Genomic DNA, 16,094 nt, shown 5'->3' with positions numbered 1-16,094 from the left:
TGTGGACCGAATGGGTTAACGAAAAAAAGGACGCAATTTATACCAGTTCTTTTATATAACAAAACGCCTGCAAACAGATACCATCCATTCTGAAATAGCAGGCGCGGCGGATACCAACCGCAGTATTAATAAATGGCCGGCAGATACCATCCTGTTATATAAAATGCGAAGTTTGAAACACTAATTATTATTGAACGACAAAACAAAACGCGGCGATCAGTATCTCCATGTCATATGCAGTGACCCCGCGTTTTCACGGTTACCACCGCCGAACTGGCCACTGTAGGTCAAACCAATCGTCGCGTTTTTGGTGACGGCGGTTTCGACGCCCAACTCGGCCAGCGCGGCATTGCGTGCGATGGGCGCGCCAGCCACGGTAAAGGCTTGTCCGCCATCAAAAGACATCACGGATTGGGGCTGCACATCGCCAAAAGCATGTCGCCACCCCAACGTCGCCTGGAGGCGGCCTTCGGTTTGGCCCACCGTAAAGTTCGTCAGTGCGCGCAAGCCCAGCGTGCTGCTGGTCTGCGTGGTGCTGTCGCTTTCCCCGCGCAGCGCGGCTGAACCGCCTGATTCCGAGAAGCCGCGGGTGCGCGTGTCGCTCCATGCCAGGCCGGCAAAGGGCTCGATGCCGACGTGTTCCGAAACGGGCAGGGCGTAGCCCAGTTCCGTGAACAATTGCGTCGTGCTGGCGCCATAATCGGCCGTCAGCTTTTGCGAAGCACCTGCCACGCTGGCGTGACGTTCGGTGGATATGTCGTGCCAGGTGTACGACGTGCCCAGCATCAGATTCAACTTGCCCGGCCCCATCTCAAACACTTTGCCGCCGAACACGGCCGCGCTGTACCCGGCGACGTCGGCTTTGGACGAGCGGTCGTCAACGCGTATGTCGGCGTCGGTAAAGCCCAGCGCGCCTCCCAGGCGCCAGCCGCCGCCCAGGGCATGGTCCACGCCGGCGAAGACGCCGCCTGTCTTCTGGCGGACTTGGCCGGCATCGCTGTTGCCTTTCAAGGTTTGCCAGTTGCCGATCACTTCGGCCCAGGCGGGCTGCGCGTTTGACGAAGGCAAGGCGGACGCTAAGGGCGTGCCGCCGGCTTGCGCGGTGGGGGCGCCCGGCCGCATGCCGGCGCCCATATTGGCGCGCAGATAGGCCAGCGGCACGGTGCGCACCGTGTTGTTAAAGCCGGTCAGGCTGGAGGTCACGCTGGCGTGCGCTTCGCCGGACAGGCTGTTGAACGCGGCGCTGGTGGCGCCTTGCGGCAGCGTCAGGATGTAGTCGTGCAGCGGGTTGCCGGCGGGCAGGCTGTCCAGCGCGTTGGCCACGGCGCGTTGGTTGCCGCTTTGCGCCGCGTCGGCGAAGGCGATGGGGCGGGTCGGCGTTTCCGGGGTGCCGGGCGTACCCGGGTCCACGGGCACCTGCTTGCGGCCAAGCTGCATCACGACGTTCTGGGCGTCGTAATGCAACGCCGGGTCCAGAAAAGCGTAGTTGGACGACAAGGAGTCGAACCGCCCGTTGATCGTGCCGGCGCTAAGAATGGTGTATTCGCGCTGCGTCTGGAACCCGCCATCCGGGCCGATATGGACGGCGGACCCCGCCAGATTCGCCGTGCCGCTGACCACTACGCGGCTGCTTGCCGACGATTGCGAATCCGCCATCACCTGGTAGACCGATCCTGGCGAGAATGTCAGGTCGCCCGCTACGGTCAGCGCGCCGCCAAGCTTGCCGGGCGACAGGATGGCGCCGCTTTGCAGCGTGGTCGTGCCAACCTGGCCAACCCCGCGCAATGACGCGCCGCCTGCTACGTTCAACGTGCCGCCCAGGATGCCGTTCACCGTCAGGGCGCCGCCTTGCACATGGGTCTGCCCGCTGAAGGCGCTGGAATCGCCCGTGAAGATGGTCGTGCCCGCCAGCACGTCGATCGTGCCCATTCCCGGTGACAAGGAATTGATTGCGGGGGCAAAGACATAATCCGTGCCGGTGTGGTTGAAGACCAGCTTGCCGGTCCCATTGCCAAAGCGCACGCCCAGCGCTGCCTGCACCACGCCGGGAGCCGTGGCGGCATCGCCGGCGGCGGCGCCGATATTCAGGGTGCCGGTCGAGCCGGTAGCGTCACCGATCCGGACGCGGTTAGCCGTTTCCAGCATGGCGCCATTGGACAGGCTGACGGTGCCATTGCCGTAATAGCCCACCAGGAATGCGCTGTTCGTTCTGACTTTGGTTTGCGGGCCGTCGGCGACGACGGTGCCCTCGCTTGCCGCGCTGTATCCCGCCACGATCTGGAACGTGTCGACCAGCGCGCCGTCCGTTGCCGTCAGTTCGCCTTTCGATCCTGCATCCATGCCGATGGCGACCATATCGTTCACCGACGAGAACCGGCTGCCAACGCCGGACACCGCCAGTTTGCCGACACCGCCGGCATATGAGCCCAAATAGGTTCGGGTGGCCGATGTGGCCGACGCGCCGCCGGTGATGGTGACGGTGCCCGTGCCGCGCGCGCCGATCGTCATGCCGCCGCTGGTCTGTAATGAGGCCCCGGCGCCGAGGATTTCGACGGTACCCACCGAGCCGGCGCTATTGGCGACCAGCAAGGAGGAACCCTGCGCCGTGCCGTGATCCGAAATTCGCAACACGCTGGCGCCGCTGTCGCTGACGGTAATCTGCCCCGCCTGCAACGCGCTGCCCACGCCCGAAATATTCAGCGTGCCGTGGGACGTGGCGTGCGCGCCCAGCGACACGGTGTTGGCCGTGACGGCTTTGCCGCCCGCGGTAATGTTCAACGTGCCCGCGCCATATAAACCGAGGGTTAAAAAGGTGGCGTTCCATTGCGAACCGGTGCCGCTGATGGTGGCCGAACCAGATTCCAGCTCGGACGTGCCGGCCGTAAAGCCATTATTCGAATTGCCCACGATGGCACTGTCGCTGGTTAACGTCCCGCCATTTATCAACGTCAACGATGGGCCGCCGATTGCGCCCAGAAACAATATGCCCGCCTGTCCGGCGCTGTTGTTGATAACCGGTGCGTTGGGCGCCACGCTATTGATGAATAAATAACCGGCGGCACCAGGAAGCGTCGCGGTGGACCAGTTTTGCGCGTCTTGCCAATCGCTGTTCTGCGTGCCGGTCCACGTGATGTTCTGGGCCAGCGCGGGCGTCGCGGCCAGCAGGCTCAACGACCACGCGCCGCTCAGGCCAAGTGATTGCAGGGCAAGACAAATCGCCCGTTTTTTCATTTCGTAGGAAGGCATTTTTGCTTTTCGGTAATGAGATGGGCGACGGCAAAACGGCGCACGCTTAATACTGGGTACTAAACGCGGGATGGCCATTTCACAGACGAAGGGAAAGCGGACGGGCCGGCACGTTCGATAATGTCGACAAAAAACAAAAACGCGTCAGGCGTGCAGCTTTTAATAATCAGCCCAACAGTGTTTTGCAACGTGCGCAGGCGATCTTACGGATAGCTGACAGCTTCAAAGCCCTAAGGAAGGCCGATATAAGCGTCCATATATCCCAATGCCATGCGTCCCTGGAATACGCGTTGCGTCAGGATGGCGTGCGCGCCGATGCGCCCGACAGCAAGTGCAGGCTCAGGCCGCAACTGCGTGCCCGTTCGGACAGCGCTTCGCTTTGCGTCAATGCCCGCCGGCTTTCTTCCAGCAGCACGTCCAGCTGTTCTTCCAGCGTGGCCGCCATGACCCAGGCGCGTTCCGAAAAGCGTTCCGAGAATTGGTCGACGCAGCGCTTGCAGATGGCTGCACCGTTTTTTTCCAGCAACGGCGCGCCCTGGGCCAGCGTTGAATGGCAAAAAATACAGGCAAGGGCGCGATTCATTTTGGCGGGCGGCTCGTTGTGGTGGGGGGCAAGGCGCGGTGTGGATAACGGCGCCTACGCCTTTAACAACGGCCACAGGCCGGCAAGTCTTAAACCGGAAAACGGCTTAGGGAAAAAATACTCATACAAATGGATGGGGTGGCGGGGCAATATCGGCCATTTGCATGAGGCGGCGGTCATCGCCTCAGTGCGCGTGGGCGTGACGTAACGCAACCGCCTGCGGCGTGACGTCGATAATGGTTTCAGCCGGCACCTTGAAAAACGCGGCCGTAGCGGCCAGACGCTCGGCCTGGTCTTCCAGCGACGACGCGGCAGCGGCGGCTTGCTCGACCAAGGCGGCGTTTTGCTGCGTCACGTCGTCCATTTGCGTAACCGCGCGGTTGATCTGGTCGATACCTTGCGATTGCTCCGTCGACGCTTCCGTGATTTCCGCCATGATCTGCGTAACGCGCTGCACGGACGACACGATTTCCTGCATGGTCTCGCCCGCCTGGCGCACCTGTTCGGCGCCGCTGTCCACGTTGGTGGTGGACTGTTCGATCAAGTCCTTGACCTCGCGCGCCGCTTGCGCGCTGCGTTGCGCCAGCGACCGCACCTCGCCCGCCACTACCGCAAAGCCCTTGCCTTGCTCGCCGGCCCGGGCCGCTTCCACGGCAGCGTTCAGCGCCAGGATATTGGTCTGGAACGCGATGCCGTCGATGACCGAAACGATCTCGGCGATGCGGCGCGAGCTATCCGAAATGCGCGACATGGTTTCCACCACCTGGTGCACCGCTTCGCCGCCGCGCATTGCCACCCCGCGGCTTTCCGCCGCCAGCGCGTTGGCCTGGTGGGCGTGTTCGGTGTTCTGCTTGACCGCCGTGGCCAGCTCTTCCATGCTGGCGGCCGTTTCTTCCAGCGACGCAGCCTGCTCTTCCGTGCGGGAAGACAAATTGGTATTGCCCGACGCGATCTCGGCCGCGCCCGTGTTGATCTCGTTCACGCTGCGGCGCACTTCAGCCACGGTGCGCGTCAGGCTTTCCTGCATGCGCTTCAGGGCCGAGAACAACACGCCGATCTCGTTGTCGGCCCCGGTGTGGACGCGCTGCGTCAGGTCGCCCGAGGCGATGCGGTCAAAGTGCACCGCGGCCTCTTTCAACGGCGACAGCACCTGGCGGCTGATGAAGCGCCAGCAACCGATGGCAAGAATCAACGCCAGGCTCAACATGACGATGGCGGCGGTTTCGGCTTGCAGATAGCGGCGGTCCGACGCGTCGTTGATCTCCACGGCGCGCCGCTCGGTGTGGGACAGGATGGCGCCAAGCCGTTCTTCGAATCGCGCGTCCGCAACGCGGGCCTCGGCCACCGCCGCGACGTAGCCTTCGGCGGATTGCTTTTGCAGCGCGTCGCCCAGCGCGTCGATGCTGCGGACATAGGCGTCGAATACGCCGTCCATGTCCGCCGTCATTTTGCGGGCGGCGTCCGTCAGCTTGGGCACCGTCTGGAATACGGCATAGCGTTTGCGCGCGCTGGCCAGGGACTTGCCCGCCTGCTCGACGCTGGCCTGCGCCTGGGCGGTGCGTCCGGCCTGCACGTCCAGATAGGCGGCCACCAGCGTGATGCGGGTGCGCAATAGCAGGACTTGCGTCTCGTAAAGCGGGCGGGTCTGCTCGGTAGACACCAGATTGAGGTTGTCGACCGCTTCATCGGCCACCTTGGCGAATGACCAGCCCATGCCGGTGGCGGCGGCCAGCGCCAGGACGAACAGCGTAAGGACGGACAACAGCCCGGTCCGAATTTTCAGGTTCTTAAACATGCGCGAGACTCCAGCAAGGGCGGTCGGCGCAAAGCCGCCGCCAAGATCAAGTGATAAACCCGCGTCGACTGTAAATTTAGATTACAACTTTAACAATTGATCATTTCTCAGCGCCCCGTTGTCGTTTCGGCAACGCAGCTGGCGGCGGCGCGCCCGTGCCTAGAACAACCCTTCGGTGTCGCTGCGCAGATACCGCAAAAACCGCTGGGCCGCGTCGGGCAGCGGGCGCGATACGTGGGTCTGGATCTGGATCTGGCCGCCGTTCAGCAGCGCGTCTTGAACGGGCCGGCAAACCAATGTGCCGGCCGTCAGCTGGGCGGCGGCGGTCAAGCGGGCGCACAAGGTCACCGCGTTGCCCGTCAGCACATAGTGGTAGACCGCATCGGGGTGGTTGGAGGTGAAAGCGGGCGACAGGGTGGTGTTGTACAGGCTTGAGGCCATGTCCAGCAGCCGGCGCAACGCGCTGCCGCCTTCGGGCAGCGCCAGCGGATAGGCCGACAGCTGCGTCAAATGCAGCGAGCCATGGGCGGCCAGCGGATGGCCGGGGCGCATCACGGCCACGATCTCGGCCGGCCGCGCACAGATGACGGCAATGTCCTTTTCGGCCGCGTGGCTGTACGTGACGCCGATGTCGGCCTGGGCCGAGCGCACTCTTTCAGTGACCAGCCCGGCGTCCAGCACGGTCAGGTTAAAGCGCACCGACGGATGCTCCGTCTGGAACGCCGCGAATTTGGGCGGCAGCGCGCGCGCCGCAATGCCATGGGCGCCGGCGATCTTCACGGTTTGGGTGTATCGCCCATTCTGGCCGCCGATTTCGGCATACGTGCGTGCGGCATCGGCTTCCACGCGCCGTGCATGGTCCGCCAGGATGCGGCCCACCTCGGTCACGCGCATGCCTTTGGGATGGCGTTCAAACAGCTGGTTTTGCAGGCGCTGTTCCAGCCCCGCGATTTGCCGGCTGACCGCCGAGCTGACAACGTTCAGCCGCGCGGCGGCGCCATTGACGGACCCGGTGTCGACGACGGTAAGAAAATAACGAAGCGCGGTGCTATCGAAGTGGAATCGCTTCATTGACGTGGATGCCGTAAATCTCAATGTCGAGTCCAAGCGGTTGGCAGCCGCAAAAATGGCGCGCGGGGCGGATGGCATCGGAAACGGCCGTCGCACGCAAGTCCTGGCGGGCAGGGACCAGCGGAAGTGCCAAAGACGGAATTTATGCCAGCAACGCCTTTTGCCACAATCGCAAAATAATCAATATTGCATTCGAATTTCGGCAACCTCGGCGTTTTTGTGCAGCGCCGGAAATGCAAAACGCGCCCGAAGGCGCGCAGGTACTACCGCGACACACACAAATTCAATCCACGACGAATCCACTGGGGCCGCTGTGGCCAAGCAGTTCTCGCGCGCATTGCATGGCTTCGGCGCTGGTGGCCACCGCCAGGAACGGCATGCCGAACGCGCGCGCCATTTTCTCGCCGCGTTGGCGGATGCGGTTCAGCGCATCAGGTTCCCGTTCAACCGCAATAAAGGCGCGGCAACGTGCTTTCAAGCGCTGCATATTGCGCGTCTGCCAATCGATCATCGCCTTGCGGTCGTCGTGGCCGGCTTCCATACGCATGTCTGGCATGACCATGACGAAGCTTTGCGGGTTGTCCACCAGCATTTCCATCTCGCGTATCCAGCCGGCCGAATAACCGTCGGGGGCGCCGCCGTGTTTGGCGGTCACGATGGGAAAGCGCGATAGATCATGAAAGAAAAAATGATCGCGGTTCATTCGAATTCTCCTTGGGCGAGCGGCGCGGCGGCTTTGCAGCCGCAACTGCCGTAGAGCACCAGGCTGTAGGAGTCCAGCAGGAAACCGCTGCGCTTGGCGATCTTGCGCACCAGTTGCGCCATGGCGGGATCGCTGGATTCCAGGATCTGTCCGCAGTGCTTGCAGACCAGATGGTCGTGGTGCCCTTTGTCGTTGAGCTCGAACACGGTGGTGTGCGCGTCGAGCTGAGTGCGTTTGAGCAGGCCGGCGTCTTCAAGTTGCGTGATCACGCGATACACCGTGGCCAGGCCGATGCTGCTGCGGTCCGAGATCAGATTGCGGTAGATGTCGGCCGCGCTCATGTGTTGATCGGCGTGCTGATAAAACAGATCAAGAATCTTCAGACGCGGGAAGGTGGCTTTAATGCCGGCGTCGCGCAGCCGCGTAGTGTCCATCGTTTTCTCCTTCGGGGGGCTGATGCCCGACTGATGAGAATGATGTACATTTTCAACTTCGCCCGCTAACGGGAACCCGTCAACCTGTAGCTCAAAGTTGCCAACCATGCTTCACATGGCCATCGCCAACGCGCGCCCCGATACGCTGCTGACATCGTTCAGCGTGCAAGGGCGGCGCGAGTCCAAGGGCATCGCCGTGCCCTTGCACGTGCATGACGAAGGCATGCTGACGCTGGTGCATGAAGGCCTGGTGGTGGTTCAGGCCGGCTCGCAGGTCTGGACGGTGATGCCGGGCAGCCTGGGCTGGATTCCCCCCGGCACGCCGCACGGCGCCCGCTGGTTCGGCGATGCCCGCGGCACGTTCCTCTACGTGCGGCCCGACGTCTGCCACCGGTTGCCGGCGCACTGCCGGTCATGGCCGTCATCCAAACTTATCGAAGCCCTGGTTGACCGGTTCAGCGGCAGCCAGCCGGGCGAAATTTCCGGCGCCTACCAGGCTCAGCTGTTTGACGTGCTGTTGCACGAACTGGACTCGCGCGCGCATACGCCGCAACTGCTGCCGATGCCCGTTGACCCGCGTCTGCAAGACCTGGCCAACACGCTGCTGGATACGCCTGACGACATGGCAGGCATCGATGAATGGGCGCAGCGGCTGAACATGTCGTCACGCACCTTGATGCGCAGATTCCGGCAAGAGACCGGCGTCACGCTGGGGCAGTGGCGGCAGCAGGCGCGCTTGCTGCGCGCACTTGAAATGCTGTGCCGGGGCGGCTCGGTAACGCAGGCGGCCTTGTCGGTGGGCTACGAAAGCACCAGCGCCTTCATCGGCAGTTTCCGGGCGGCTTTCGGCATGACGCCCACGCGTTATCTGGCGGGGCTGCAACCGCATTGACCGTGCGACGGGCGCTTGGCTACGCCGCGGCCGGTTGATCCGGGTGCATCGGGCCTTGCGGGTCGTTTTCCGCATCGGGGCGGGGCGCAACGGGCGCCAGCCCCAGGCCTGCGCGCAGGCGCTGGCAGTCCGGGTTCGGCGACCCATCGGGCATCCAGATATCGAATTCCCGGCAGGGCGTGGGGCGGTCTTCGTAGATGGCGCAGTGGATGCCGGGCTTGCCCAGTTCGCCACGCAGTGAAATGCAGCGGCCGCCTCCCATTTCGGTGCCCTTCATGCAGGCGCGCAGCGGGCTCATCTGCGTGACCAATTCCACCGGCACGTGGCCACCGTTTTCGCCCGCCAGCTCGCCGCAATAGAATGACACCCGAAAGTGCGAGCAACAGGCGCCGCAGTCCAGGCAAGGGTTGGCATCGGCCTTGTCACCGGCCAGGAGGGCGGGCGACACGAACGTCAGAACAGCGGTCTCTAGCAGCGACATGAGAGAGAGGGGAGAAGTTTGGCAAGCCTGCCCGACCCCGGGATGGACGCAAAACGGGCTTGCTGTTGGTGCAAGCCCGTTTGGGATCCGGGGCGCGCGCGGACAGGGCCGGCACGGGATCAGCGCGCAAATAGTAGCTGGATTCAGACTGCGGCTGCTACGACTTTTTTCGGGGACGTTGCTGCGTTAGCATCGATACCTGACCGCAGCCTGGAGCTTTGCCTTGAACGCCAAAAACGACTTCCCCGACGGCCTTGCCCGTTGCGGCTGGGTGGATACATCCGCCGAATACATGGCCTATCACGACACCGAGTGGGGGCGCCCGCAAGGGGATGATCGCGCGCTGTTCGAACAGCTTTGCCTTGAAGGATTTCAGTCCGGCCTCAGCTGGCGCACCATCCTGAACAAGCGCGCGGCGTTTCGTCGCGCCTTCGCCGAGTTCGACCCCGCCCGCGTCGCGAAGTTTGGCGAGAAAGACATCCAGGCGCTGTTGGCCGATGCCGGCATCGTGCGCCATCGGGGCAAGATTGAAGCCGTGATCAACAACGCGGCGCGCGCGTTGGAAATGATCGATCGGGAAGGGTCCCTGGCCGCGTTCTTCTGGCGCTTTGAAGCGCCCGACGGGTCGCCATCGACGCTGGGCGCGTCAACGTCAGAGCAATCCATCGCGCTGTCCAAGGCATTGAAAAAGCTGGGCTGGAAGTTCGTCGGGCCCACCACTGTCTACGCCTTCATGCAATCGGTGGGCATGGTCAACGACCACACCCCCGACTGCCATTGCCATGCGCCCAGCGACAAGGCGCGCAAGGGGTTCCTGCGCCCGCGCTGATCAGCGCGTGGCGCGTAGATCAGCGCTTGGCGGCGTCCACCGGCGTGGCCGCCGTTTCGGGCGTCAGCCCGGGCAGGCTGTAACGGCCTTCGCGATACGCCCAGCTGGGCCATAGCGCGTGGGCCAGCGCTTCGGTGGCCAGCTCGGGGTTCAGGGCAACGGGCGCGTAGTCTTCGGGCGCGGTGTAGCGGTACTGCACCGGCGTTTTGTTGGGCGCCAGCACCAGCAAGTCGTTTTCCTTCAGATACCCGTACGTGTTGTCGTACTGCATGATGGCGCGGCCCGGTGTGCTGCGCGTCAGGTCGTGGCCGATCATCGGGTGTTCGGTGTCCACGCCGATCAGCGACAGCAAGGTGGGCGGCAGGTCGATCTGGCTGATCAGGCGGTCGTCGCGGCGTGCCTCGACGCCGGCGCCCAGGATCACGGCGGGAATATGGAAGTGGCGCACCGGCACCAGGCTGGCGCCGAACACGCGCGAATCGTGGTCGGCCGCCACCAGGAACACGGTGTTCTCCCAGTACGGCGACGCCTTGGCGCGTTCAAAGAAGCGGCCCAGTGCCCAATCCGCATAGCGCACCGTGTTCTCCACGGTGGCGGGGTTGCCTTCCGTCTGGATCCGGCCGGCGGGGTATTCCCAAGGGGTGTGGTTCGATACGCTGAACGCCAGCGTGAAGGTGGGCTTGTCGCCGTCTTCGCGCAGCAGGCGGTCAAGCTGATTGAACATGTCTTCGTCAGACGCGCCCCAGGTGCCCACGAACGCGGGGTCGACGAAGTCGGCGCGGTCAACGATCTGCTTGAAGCCGTTGCCCAGGAAGAAGCCCTTCATATTGTCAAAGTGCGATTCGCCGCCGTAGATGAAGCGCGAATGGTAGCCATGGCGGCCCAGCAGGTCAGCCAGCGAGAAAAAACCGCGCTGCGAGCGGGGCAGCTTCAAGACGGCCTGGGCAGGCGTGGGCAAAAAGCCCGTCACCACGGCTTCCAGCCCGCGCACCGAGCGCGTGCCGGTGGCATAGGCGCGCGTAAACGCCCAGGCTTCGCGCGCCAGCGCATCCAGTTCCGGCGTCAGGTTGGCGCCGCCCAAGCCCGCGCTGTACTGCGCGCCCAGGCTCTCTTCAAGAATGATCACCAGGTTCAGCGGCCGCGCCGTCTTGCGCGTGGCGGGTTGGCGATGCAGGCTGGGGTAGTCGGGGTTGGCGGGCGGATTGGGCAGGCCGGCTTGCGCCAGCACCAGGTCGTGCATCTGGTCATCGTCCATGCCGCCGTACACCGCCGAGGCCGACTTTTCGTTCTTCATGCTGTAGACGGCGTAGAACACGTTGTAGAGCGAATTGAGCGCCAGCGTGTTCAGCATGCCGTCGGAGCAATAGGCCACCGAAGACGGGTTGATCGGGCGATGGCCCAGCGTGCCGCGTATGGCCAGGATGACTACCGCCAGGATCACCACGCTGGCAATCGGCATCTGCCACCAGGTCAGTGCCGCGTCGGCCTGGGCGTGTCCGAACAGGGCGTACGCGCCCCAGCCGATCAGCGCCAGGGCGGCAAAGGCGCCCACCAGTACCAGCTTGTAGCCGCGCCACAGCATGCCCGAGACTTCGCGCGGGTGCTTCAGGTATTCAACGAACAGGCGGTTGGGCCGGGAGTCGTATTCCAGGATGAAGGGCGGCGAGGCCACTTCCAGAAAGGCCAGCAGCATGAAGGCCACCAGGTACCAATATCCGGCAAGCGAGGCGGCAATCGGAAAGTGGCCAAAGAAAGGCGACAGCACCGCCGGCAGCGCGGCCAGCACGGCGATCTGATGCGCGTCGATGCGCAAGCCGCCCAGCAACAAGGGGACCAGGCCACCGGCATTGCGCACGCGCTGCCACTGCCAGGCGGCCAGCGCCAAGCGGCTCAACGTCAGCAGCGCAAATGCCGCCACTACGAAAATCAGGGTTGAATGCCGCATTGGGCCTCCAGGTTGTTCTGCATCCGGCCCGGTGGGCCGAAACCAATCTTGCGGGCATTGGATCAGGGACCGCGTAGAAAATTCAGCGAATCCGCGCGCCCGACCACGCCGGTCACCGCTTCGGCTATTTCGCTTTGTAACGGCCCTTATTGTGCTTCACCTTTACCGGGCACGCCGCATGCTGCGTCAGGCAAGGCGACGACCGCCATGTCGGCCGGTATGCAGCGCCGCCGCTTGGAAAGATCCGCACACATTATGGGGCCGGCAAGCTTAACCCTTGCCCCGGGCCGCGATACCCTTGTTGGTAAATGGGGTCGGCGGTGACGGGCCGGCCATAACGCCAAGGATGAACGCCATGACGCGAACAAGAAAAATAGCGATCGGGATTGTAGGGGCACTGGCCCTGCTCGTGCTGGTATTGGCGGTGGTGATCGCCACCTTTGACTGGAACCGCGCCAAGCCCATGATCAATGAACGCGCCAGCGCCGCCATCGGCAGGCCGTTCGCCATCAATGGCGATCTCAGCGTCAAGTGGCAGCGTGAACGGGACGAGGGCGGTTGGCGGGCCTGGGTGCCGTGGCCGCATGTGGTCGCCAACGATATTTCTATCGGCAATGCGCCCTGGGCCAAGGCCCCGTACTTCGCCACGCTCAAGCGCGGCGAGTTCAGCCTGGCGCCCTTGCCGTTGCTGCGCCAGCGCGTCGTCATTCGCAGAATCCAGCTGACCGAGCCCGCCGCCGATCTGCAACGGCTGGCCGATGGCCGCGCCAACTGGGTGTTCACGCTGCCTGAATCCGGCGAGCCGTCGCCGTGGGTGCTGGACATCAACGAGATCGGTTTCGACAAGGGCCGCGTTGGTTTCGTCGACGAGACGCTTAAAGCCGACCTGACGGTGCTGGTCGATCCGCTGGGCAAGCCGGTGCCGTTCGCCGACGTGGCGGGCGCCGCCGTCGCGCCGCGGGACGGCCAGGCCCCGGCGCCGCGCGACTATGTCTTCGGCTGGAAGGTTGACGGCAAATACAAAGGTCTGGACACCAAAGGCGAAGGCAAGGTCGGCGGCATGTTGGCCCTGCAAGATCCCAAGCAACCCTTTCCGGTCCAGGCGGATGTCGCCGTGGGCGGCACCAAGGCGTCGATCACCGGCACCGTGACCGACCCCGCCAACCTGGGCGCGCTGGACTTGCGCCTGAAGCTGGCCGGCGCATCGATGGCGCAGTTGTACCCGCTGACGGGCGTGACCTTGCCGGATACGCCGCCGTATTCCACGGATGGGCATTTGGTGGCCAAGCTGCAAAACCCGGGCGGCGCCGTGTTTGACTACAAGGACTTCAACGGCAAGGTCGGCAATAGCGACTTGCATGGCGACATCACCTTTGCCCTGGGGGCGCCGCGGCCCAAGCTGACGGGCAAGTTGTCGTCCAAGCAATTGCGCATGGTCGACCTGGGGCCGTTGATCGGGGTGCCGGCAGACGGCACCGCCGCCGCACCCGCCGACAAGACGAAGGACGCGCCAGCCAAGCCCAAGGGCGGCAAGGTGCTGCCCACGCAGGCGTTTCGCACCGACCGCTGGCGCGACATGGATGCCGACGTGTCGCTGGACGCCGGCCGCATCATCCACGACAGCAAGCTGCCCTTGTCAGACCTGTCGGTGCACGTGGTCTTGCAGGACGGCAAGCTGACGCTGGACCCCTTCAAGTTCGGCATCGCGGGGGGCAACATCAACGGCACCATCAATCTGGATGGTGCCCACGAGGCCATGGCCGGGCGCGTGGACCTGCATGCGCGCCGCCTGCGGCTCAAGCAGCTGTTCCCCGCCACCGAAGCCATGCAGAAGACGCTGGGCGAACTGAACGGAGATCTTGCCGTCAGCGGCACCGGCAATTCCGTGGCGGCGCTGCTGGGCACGTCCACCGGCGACATCAAAATGCTGGTCAACGATGGCGTCATCAGCCGCAGCCTGATGGAGATCGCCGGCCTGAATGTGGGCAACTACGTGGTGTCCAAGCTGTTTGGCGACGACGAGGTAAAGATCAATTGCGGCGCCGCCGACCTGGCCATGAAGAACGGCGTGATGACGCCGCGCGTCTTTGTTTTCGACACTGAAAACGCGCTGATCAGCATCACCGGCACGGCCGATTTCAAGAACGAAAAAATCGATATGGACGTCACGCCCGACAGCAAGGGCTTCCGCATCTTTTCGCTGCGTTCGCCCTTGTACGTGCGCGGTACGTTCGGCGACCCCGATGTGGGCGTGCACGTGGGCCCGCTGGCCGCGCGCGGCGCGGGCATGGTGGCGCTGGGCGTGTTGCTGACCCCGGCCGCCGGCCTGCTGGCCTTGATCGCGCCCAGCACCAATGACGAAAACGCGTGCGGGCCGTTGCTGGAACAGATGCGCAAGCCGCCGACCGCGCCGGCGCAGAAGGGGAAGTAGGTCGGTCAGGATGGCGGCCCTCGACTAAAGGGCCGCCGTGCCGCCGCGCCGCCGCCGTGCCGCCACCTGCGGCATCGCTACTTCGGCGACACGCGCCGGGCGCCTTCCGGTTCGGCGTCATCCGCCACGCACACGGCGTTGCGGCCGTTGTTCTTCGCGTAATAAAGCGCCTTGTCCGCCCGCCGGTAGACCGCTTCCAGCGTGGCGCCGTGTTCGGGATAGCGCGCCACGCCCACCGACACCGTCAGCGGCGACCCGATGGAATCCGGCGGCTGCCGCGAGGCGATCTGCTGCCGCAGCCGTTCGGCGGCAGCCGCCGCGGAATGCAGCGAGGCGCCCGGCATCAGCACCACGAATTCTTCGCCACCCGCGCGCGCCAGGGTGTCGCCCACCCGCGAGCCTTCGCCCATGACGGCCGCCAACGCCTGCAAGGCCCGGTCGCCCGCCGTGTGCCCATAGCGGTCATTGATGGTCTTGAAGTGGTCGATGTCGATGGCCAGCAGCGCCACGGGCGATTCGCCCGCTTGCAAGAGTGCCATGGCCTCGTCCAGACCGCGCCGGTTCAGCAGCCCCGTCAACGTGTCGGTGGTGCTTTCACGGCGCAGGTCGCGAATCTTGTGATGGATCGACGCCAAGCCGATGATGAGCGCGCGCTTGAGCTGCGCCGCCTCGAAATACCACGACCGCACGTCGCGGATGCGGTCGGCGGAATCCGGGTCCTCCATGCGCTTGGCGATGCCCGCCAGTTCGCCCAGCGGCCGCGCAATCCAGCCGGACAGCACCCAGATCGTGATGATGGACAACAGCAGCAAGGGCAGGGTATTGCGGGCGGTGGCCATGAGCAGGTCGCTCAAGGGTTGCAGGGTGCCCGCCACCGGCCGCTGCGCGACGATGCTCCAGCCGGTGCTGGGCACGGGGGCGTAACCCGCAAGCATGTCGCGGCCTTGCTGATCGGTAAACCGCATTTCACCCGTTTCACCCCGCCGCGCCGCCGCCAACGCGTCGATGTCCGGCGCCTTGTGGCCCAGCAGGCTGCGATCCGGGTGATAGATCAGCGTGCCGTTGCGATCCATCACGTACACGAACGAATCGTCGCGATAGAAATGCTTGTCCAGCAGGCGATCCAGCGCGTTGTCCTCGTGCAGATACAGCGTGCCGGCGATGTACCCCAGGTAACGGTAATCACGCGAGAAAATCGGATGCGAATACAGAATCAGCCAGCGGTTGTTGCTGGCCTGATAGGGTTCGCTGATATTCGGCTGCTGCGTGCGGATGGCATTGCGCGACGGCTCGCTGGTCAGTTGCTGGCCCAGCAGTTGCGGATACGCCGACGATGCCGCAATGACCTTGCCCGTCGGCGAGACCACGACGGTGGAATTGAACTGCCCCATCTGCGCTTGTTGGCGCCGCGTTTCTTCGACCATCAAGCCGGGGCGCGCTTCCATGTCGGTCAACACGTCGGCGCTATACGCCAGATAACGCCGCACGTCCGCCAGGAACAGGTCGGTGGTGACGGCAAGCTTGGACGCGTAGACGCGGTTGACCTCAAGCGCGTTGTGCAGCAGCAGGTCGCGCTGCACCAGGTAGCTGGCGTGCAATCCGCCGGCCAGCACCAAAACGACCGACAGCAGGCAGATCCAAAGGATAAGGCGCCGAAGGTCGATGCGGAACATGGTCGCGGCCG

Annotated in this window: 12 protein-coding genes; 3 read left to right on the top strand and 9 right to left on the bottom strand. The window is 64.2% G+C overall.

What is annotated here, in order from left to right:
* Positions 1 to 216 precede the first annotated feature (216 nt).
* From AC6LJY_RS17550 to AC6LJY_RS17525, 6 genes are all read right to left on the bottom strand, one after another.
* Positions 217 to 3,246 (bottom strand): autotransporter family protein, encoded by a 3,030-nt coding sequence (locus AC6LJY_RS17550; RefSeq protein ID WP_498136445.1) that lies wholly within the window; start codon positions 3,244 to 3,246, stop codon positions 217 to 219.
* 295 nt (positions 3,247 to 3,541) lie between these two features.
* Positions 3,542 to 3,829 (bottom strand): ClpX C4-type zinc finger protein, encoded by a 288-nt coding sequence (locus tag AC6LJY_RS17545; protein ID WP_046804235.1) that lies wholly within the window; start codon positions 3,827 to 3,829, stop codon positions 3,542 to 3,544.
* Positions 3,830 to 4,013: 184 nt separating this feature from the next.
* Positions 4,014 to 5,624: a methyl-accepting chemotaxis protein gene (locus tag AC6LJY_RS17540; protein WP_498136444.1), complete on the bottom strand. Its 1,611-nt coding sequence runs from the start codon at positions 5,622 to 5,624 to the stop codon at positions 4,014 to 4,016.
* A gap of 159 nt (positions 5,625 to 5,783) precedes the next feature.
* Positions 5,784 to 6,695 carry a LysR family transcriptional regulator gene (locus AC6LJY_RS17535; RefSeq protein ID WP_120153849.1) on the bottom strand — a complete coding sequence of 304 codons (912 nt, stop codon included), beginning with the start codon at positions 6,693 to 6,695 and terminating at the stop codon, positions 5,784 to 5,786.
* A 283-nt stretch (positions 6,696 to 6,978) separates the two neighbouring features.
* Positions 6,979 to 7,398: a hypothetical protein gene (locus AC6LJY_RS17530; protein WP_498136443.1), complete on the bottom strand. Its 420-nt coding sequence runs from the start codon at positions 7,396 to 7,398 to the stop codon at positions 6,979 to 6,981.
* A complete protein-coding gene (locus tag AC6LJY_RS17525) occupies positions 7,395 to 7,832 on the bottom strand; it encodes a Fur family transcriptional regulator (protein WP_104143402.1) in 438 nt (145 codons plus the stop codon). Before AC6LJY_RS17525 ends, AC6LJY_RS17530 begins: the two co-directional genes overlap by 4 nt.
* Positions 7,833 to 7,938: 106 nt before the next feature.
* Here AC6LJY_RS17525 and AC6LJY_RS17520 point away from each other — a divergent pair, with 106 nt between their 5' ends.
* Positions 7,939 to 8,724, top strand: a complete 786-nt coding sequence (locus AC6LJY_RS17520; protein WP_082134428.1) for a helix-turn-helix domain-containing protein — start codon at positions 7,939 to 7,941, stop codon at positions 8,722 to 8,724.
* Between the two features lie 19 nt (positions 8,725 to 8,743).
* Here AC6LJY_RS17520 and AC6LJY_RS17515 read toward each other — a convergent pair whose 3' ends face one another.
* Positions 8,744 to 9,205, bottom strand: a complete 462-nt coding sequence (locus AC6LJY_RS17515; RefSeq protein WP_314365517.1) for a YkgJ family cysteine cluster protein — start codon at positions 9,203 to 9,205, stop codon at positions 8,744 to 8,746.
* Between the two features lie 223 nt (positions 9,206 to 9,428).
* Between AC6LJY_RS17515 and AC6LJY_RS17510 the strand changes: the two genes are divergently transcribed.
* Complete coding sequence (locus AC6LJY_RS17510; RefSeq protein WP_046804229.1) at positions 9,429 to 10,034, top strand: DNA-3-methyladenine glycosylase I; 606 nt, start codon at positions 9,429 to 9,431, stop codon at positions 10,032 to 10,034.
* Between the two features lie 19 nt (positions 10,035 to 10,053).
* On the opposite strand, the gene AC6LJY_RS17505 is transcribed toward AC6LJY_RS17510, so the two are convergent.
* On the bottom strand, positions 10,054 to 11,979 hold the full coding sequence (locus tag AC6LJY_RS17505) for an LTA synthase family protein (protein WP_120153853.1): 1,926 nt from the start codon (positions 11,977 to 11,979) through the stop codon (positions 10,054 to 10,056).
* A 355-nt stretch (positions 11,980 to 12,334) separates the two neighbouring features.
* Here AC6LJY_RS17505 and AC6LJY_RS17500 point away from each other — a divergent pair, with 355 nt between their 5' ends.
* A complete protein-coding gene (locus AC6LJY_RS17500) occupies positions 12,335 to 14,410 on the top strand; it encodes an AsmA family protein (RefSeq protein ID WP_498136442.1) in 2,076 nt (691 codons plus the stop codon).
* Between the two features lie 77 nt (positions 14,411 to 14,487).
* Here AC6LJY_RS17500 and AC6LJY_RS17495 read toward each other — a convergent pair whose 3' ends face one another.
* The gene (locus tag AC6LJY_RS17495; protein WP_219991708.1) at positions 14,488 to 16,083 is read right to left on the bottom strand and encodes a sensor domain-containing diguanylate cyclase; all 1,596 of its coding nucleotides are present in this window, start codon (positions 16,081 to 16,083) and stop codon (positions 14,488 to 14,490) included.
* Positions 16,084 to 16,094: the final 11 nt, after the last annotated feature.

It is taken from the genome of Achromobacter sp. RT286_PF (assembly GCF_059760425.1).
The sequence above is the reverse complement of the archived record's forward strand: the minus strand, read 5'-3'. Positions and strand labels throughout refer to the sequence as shown.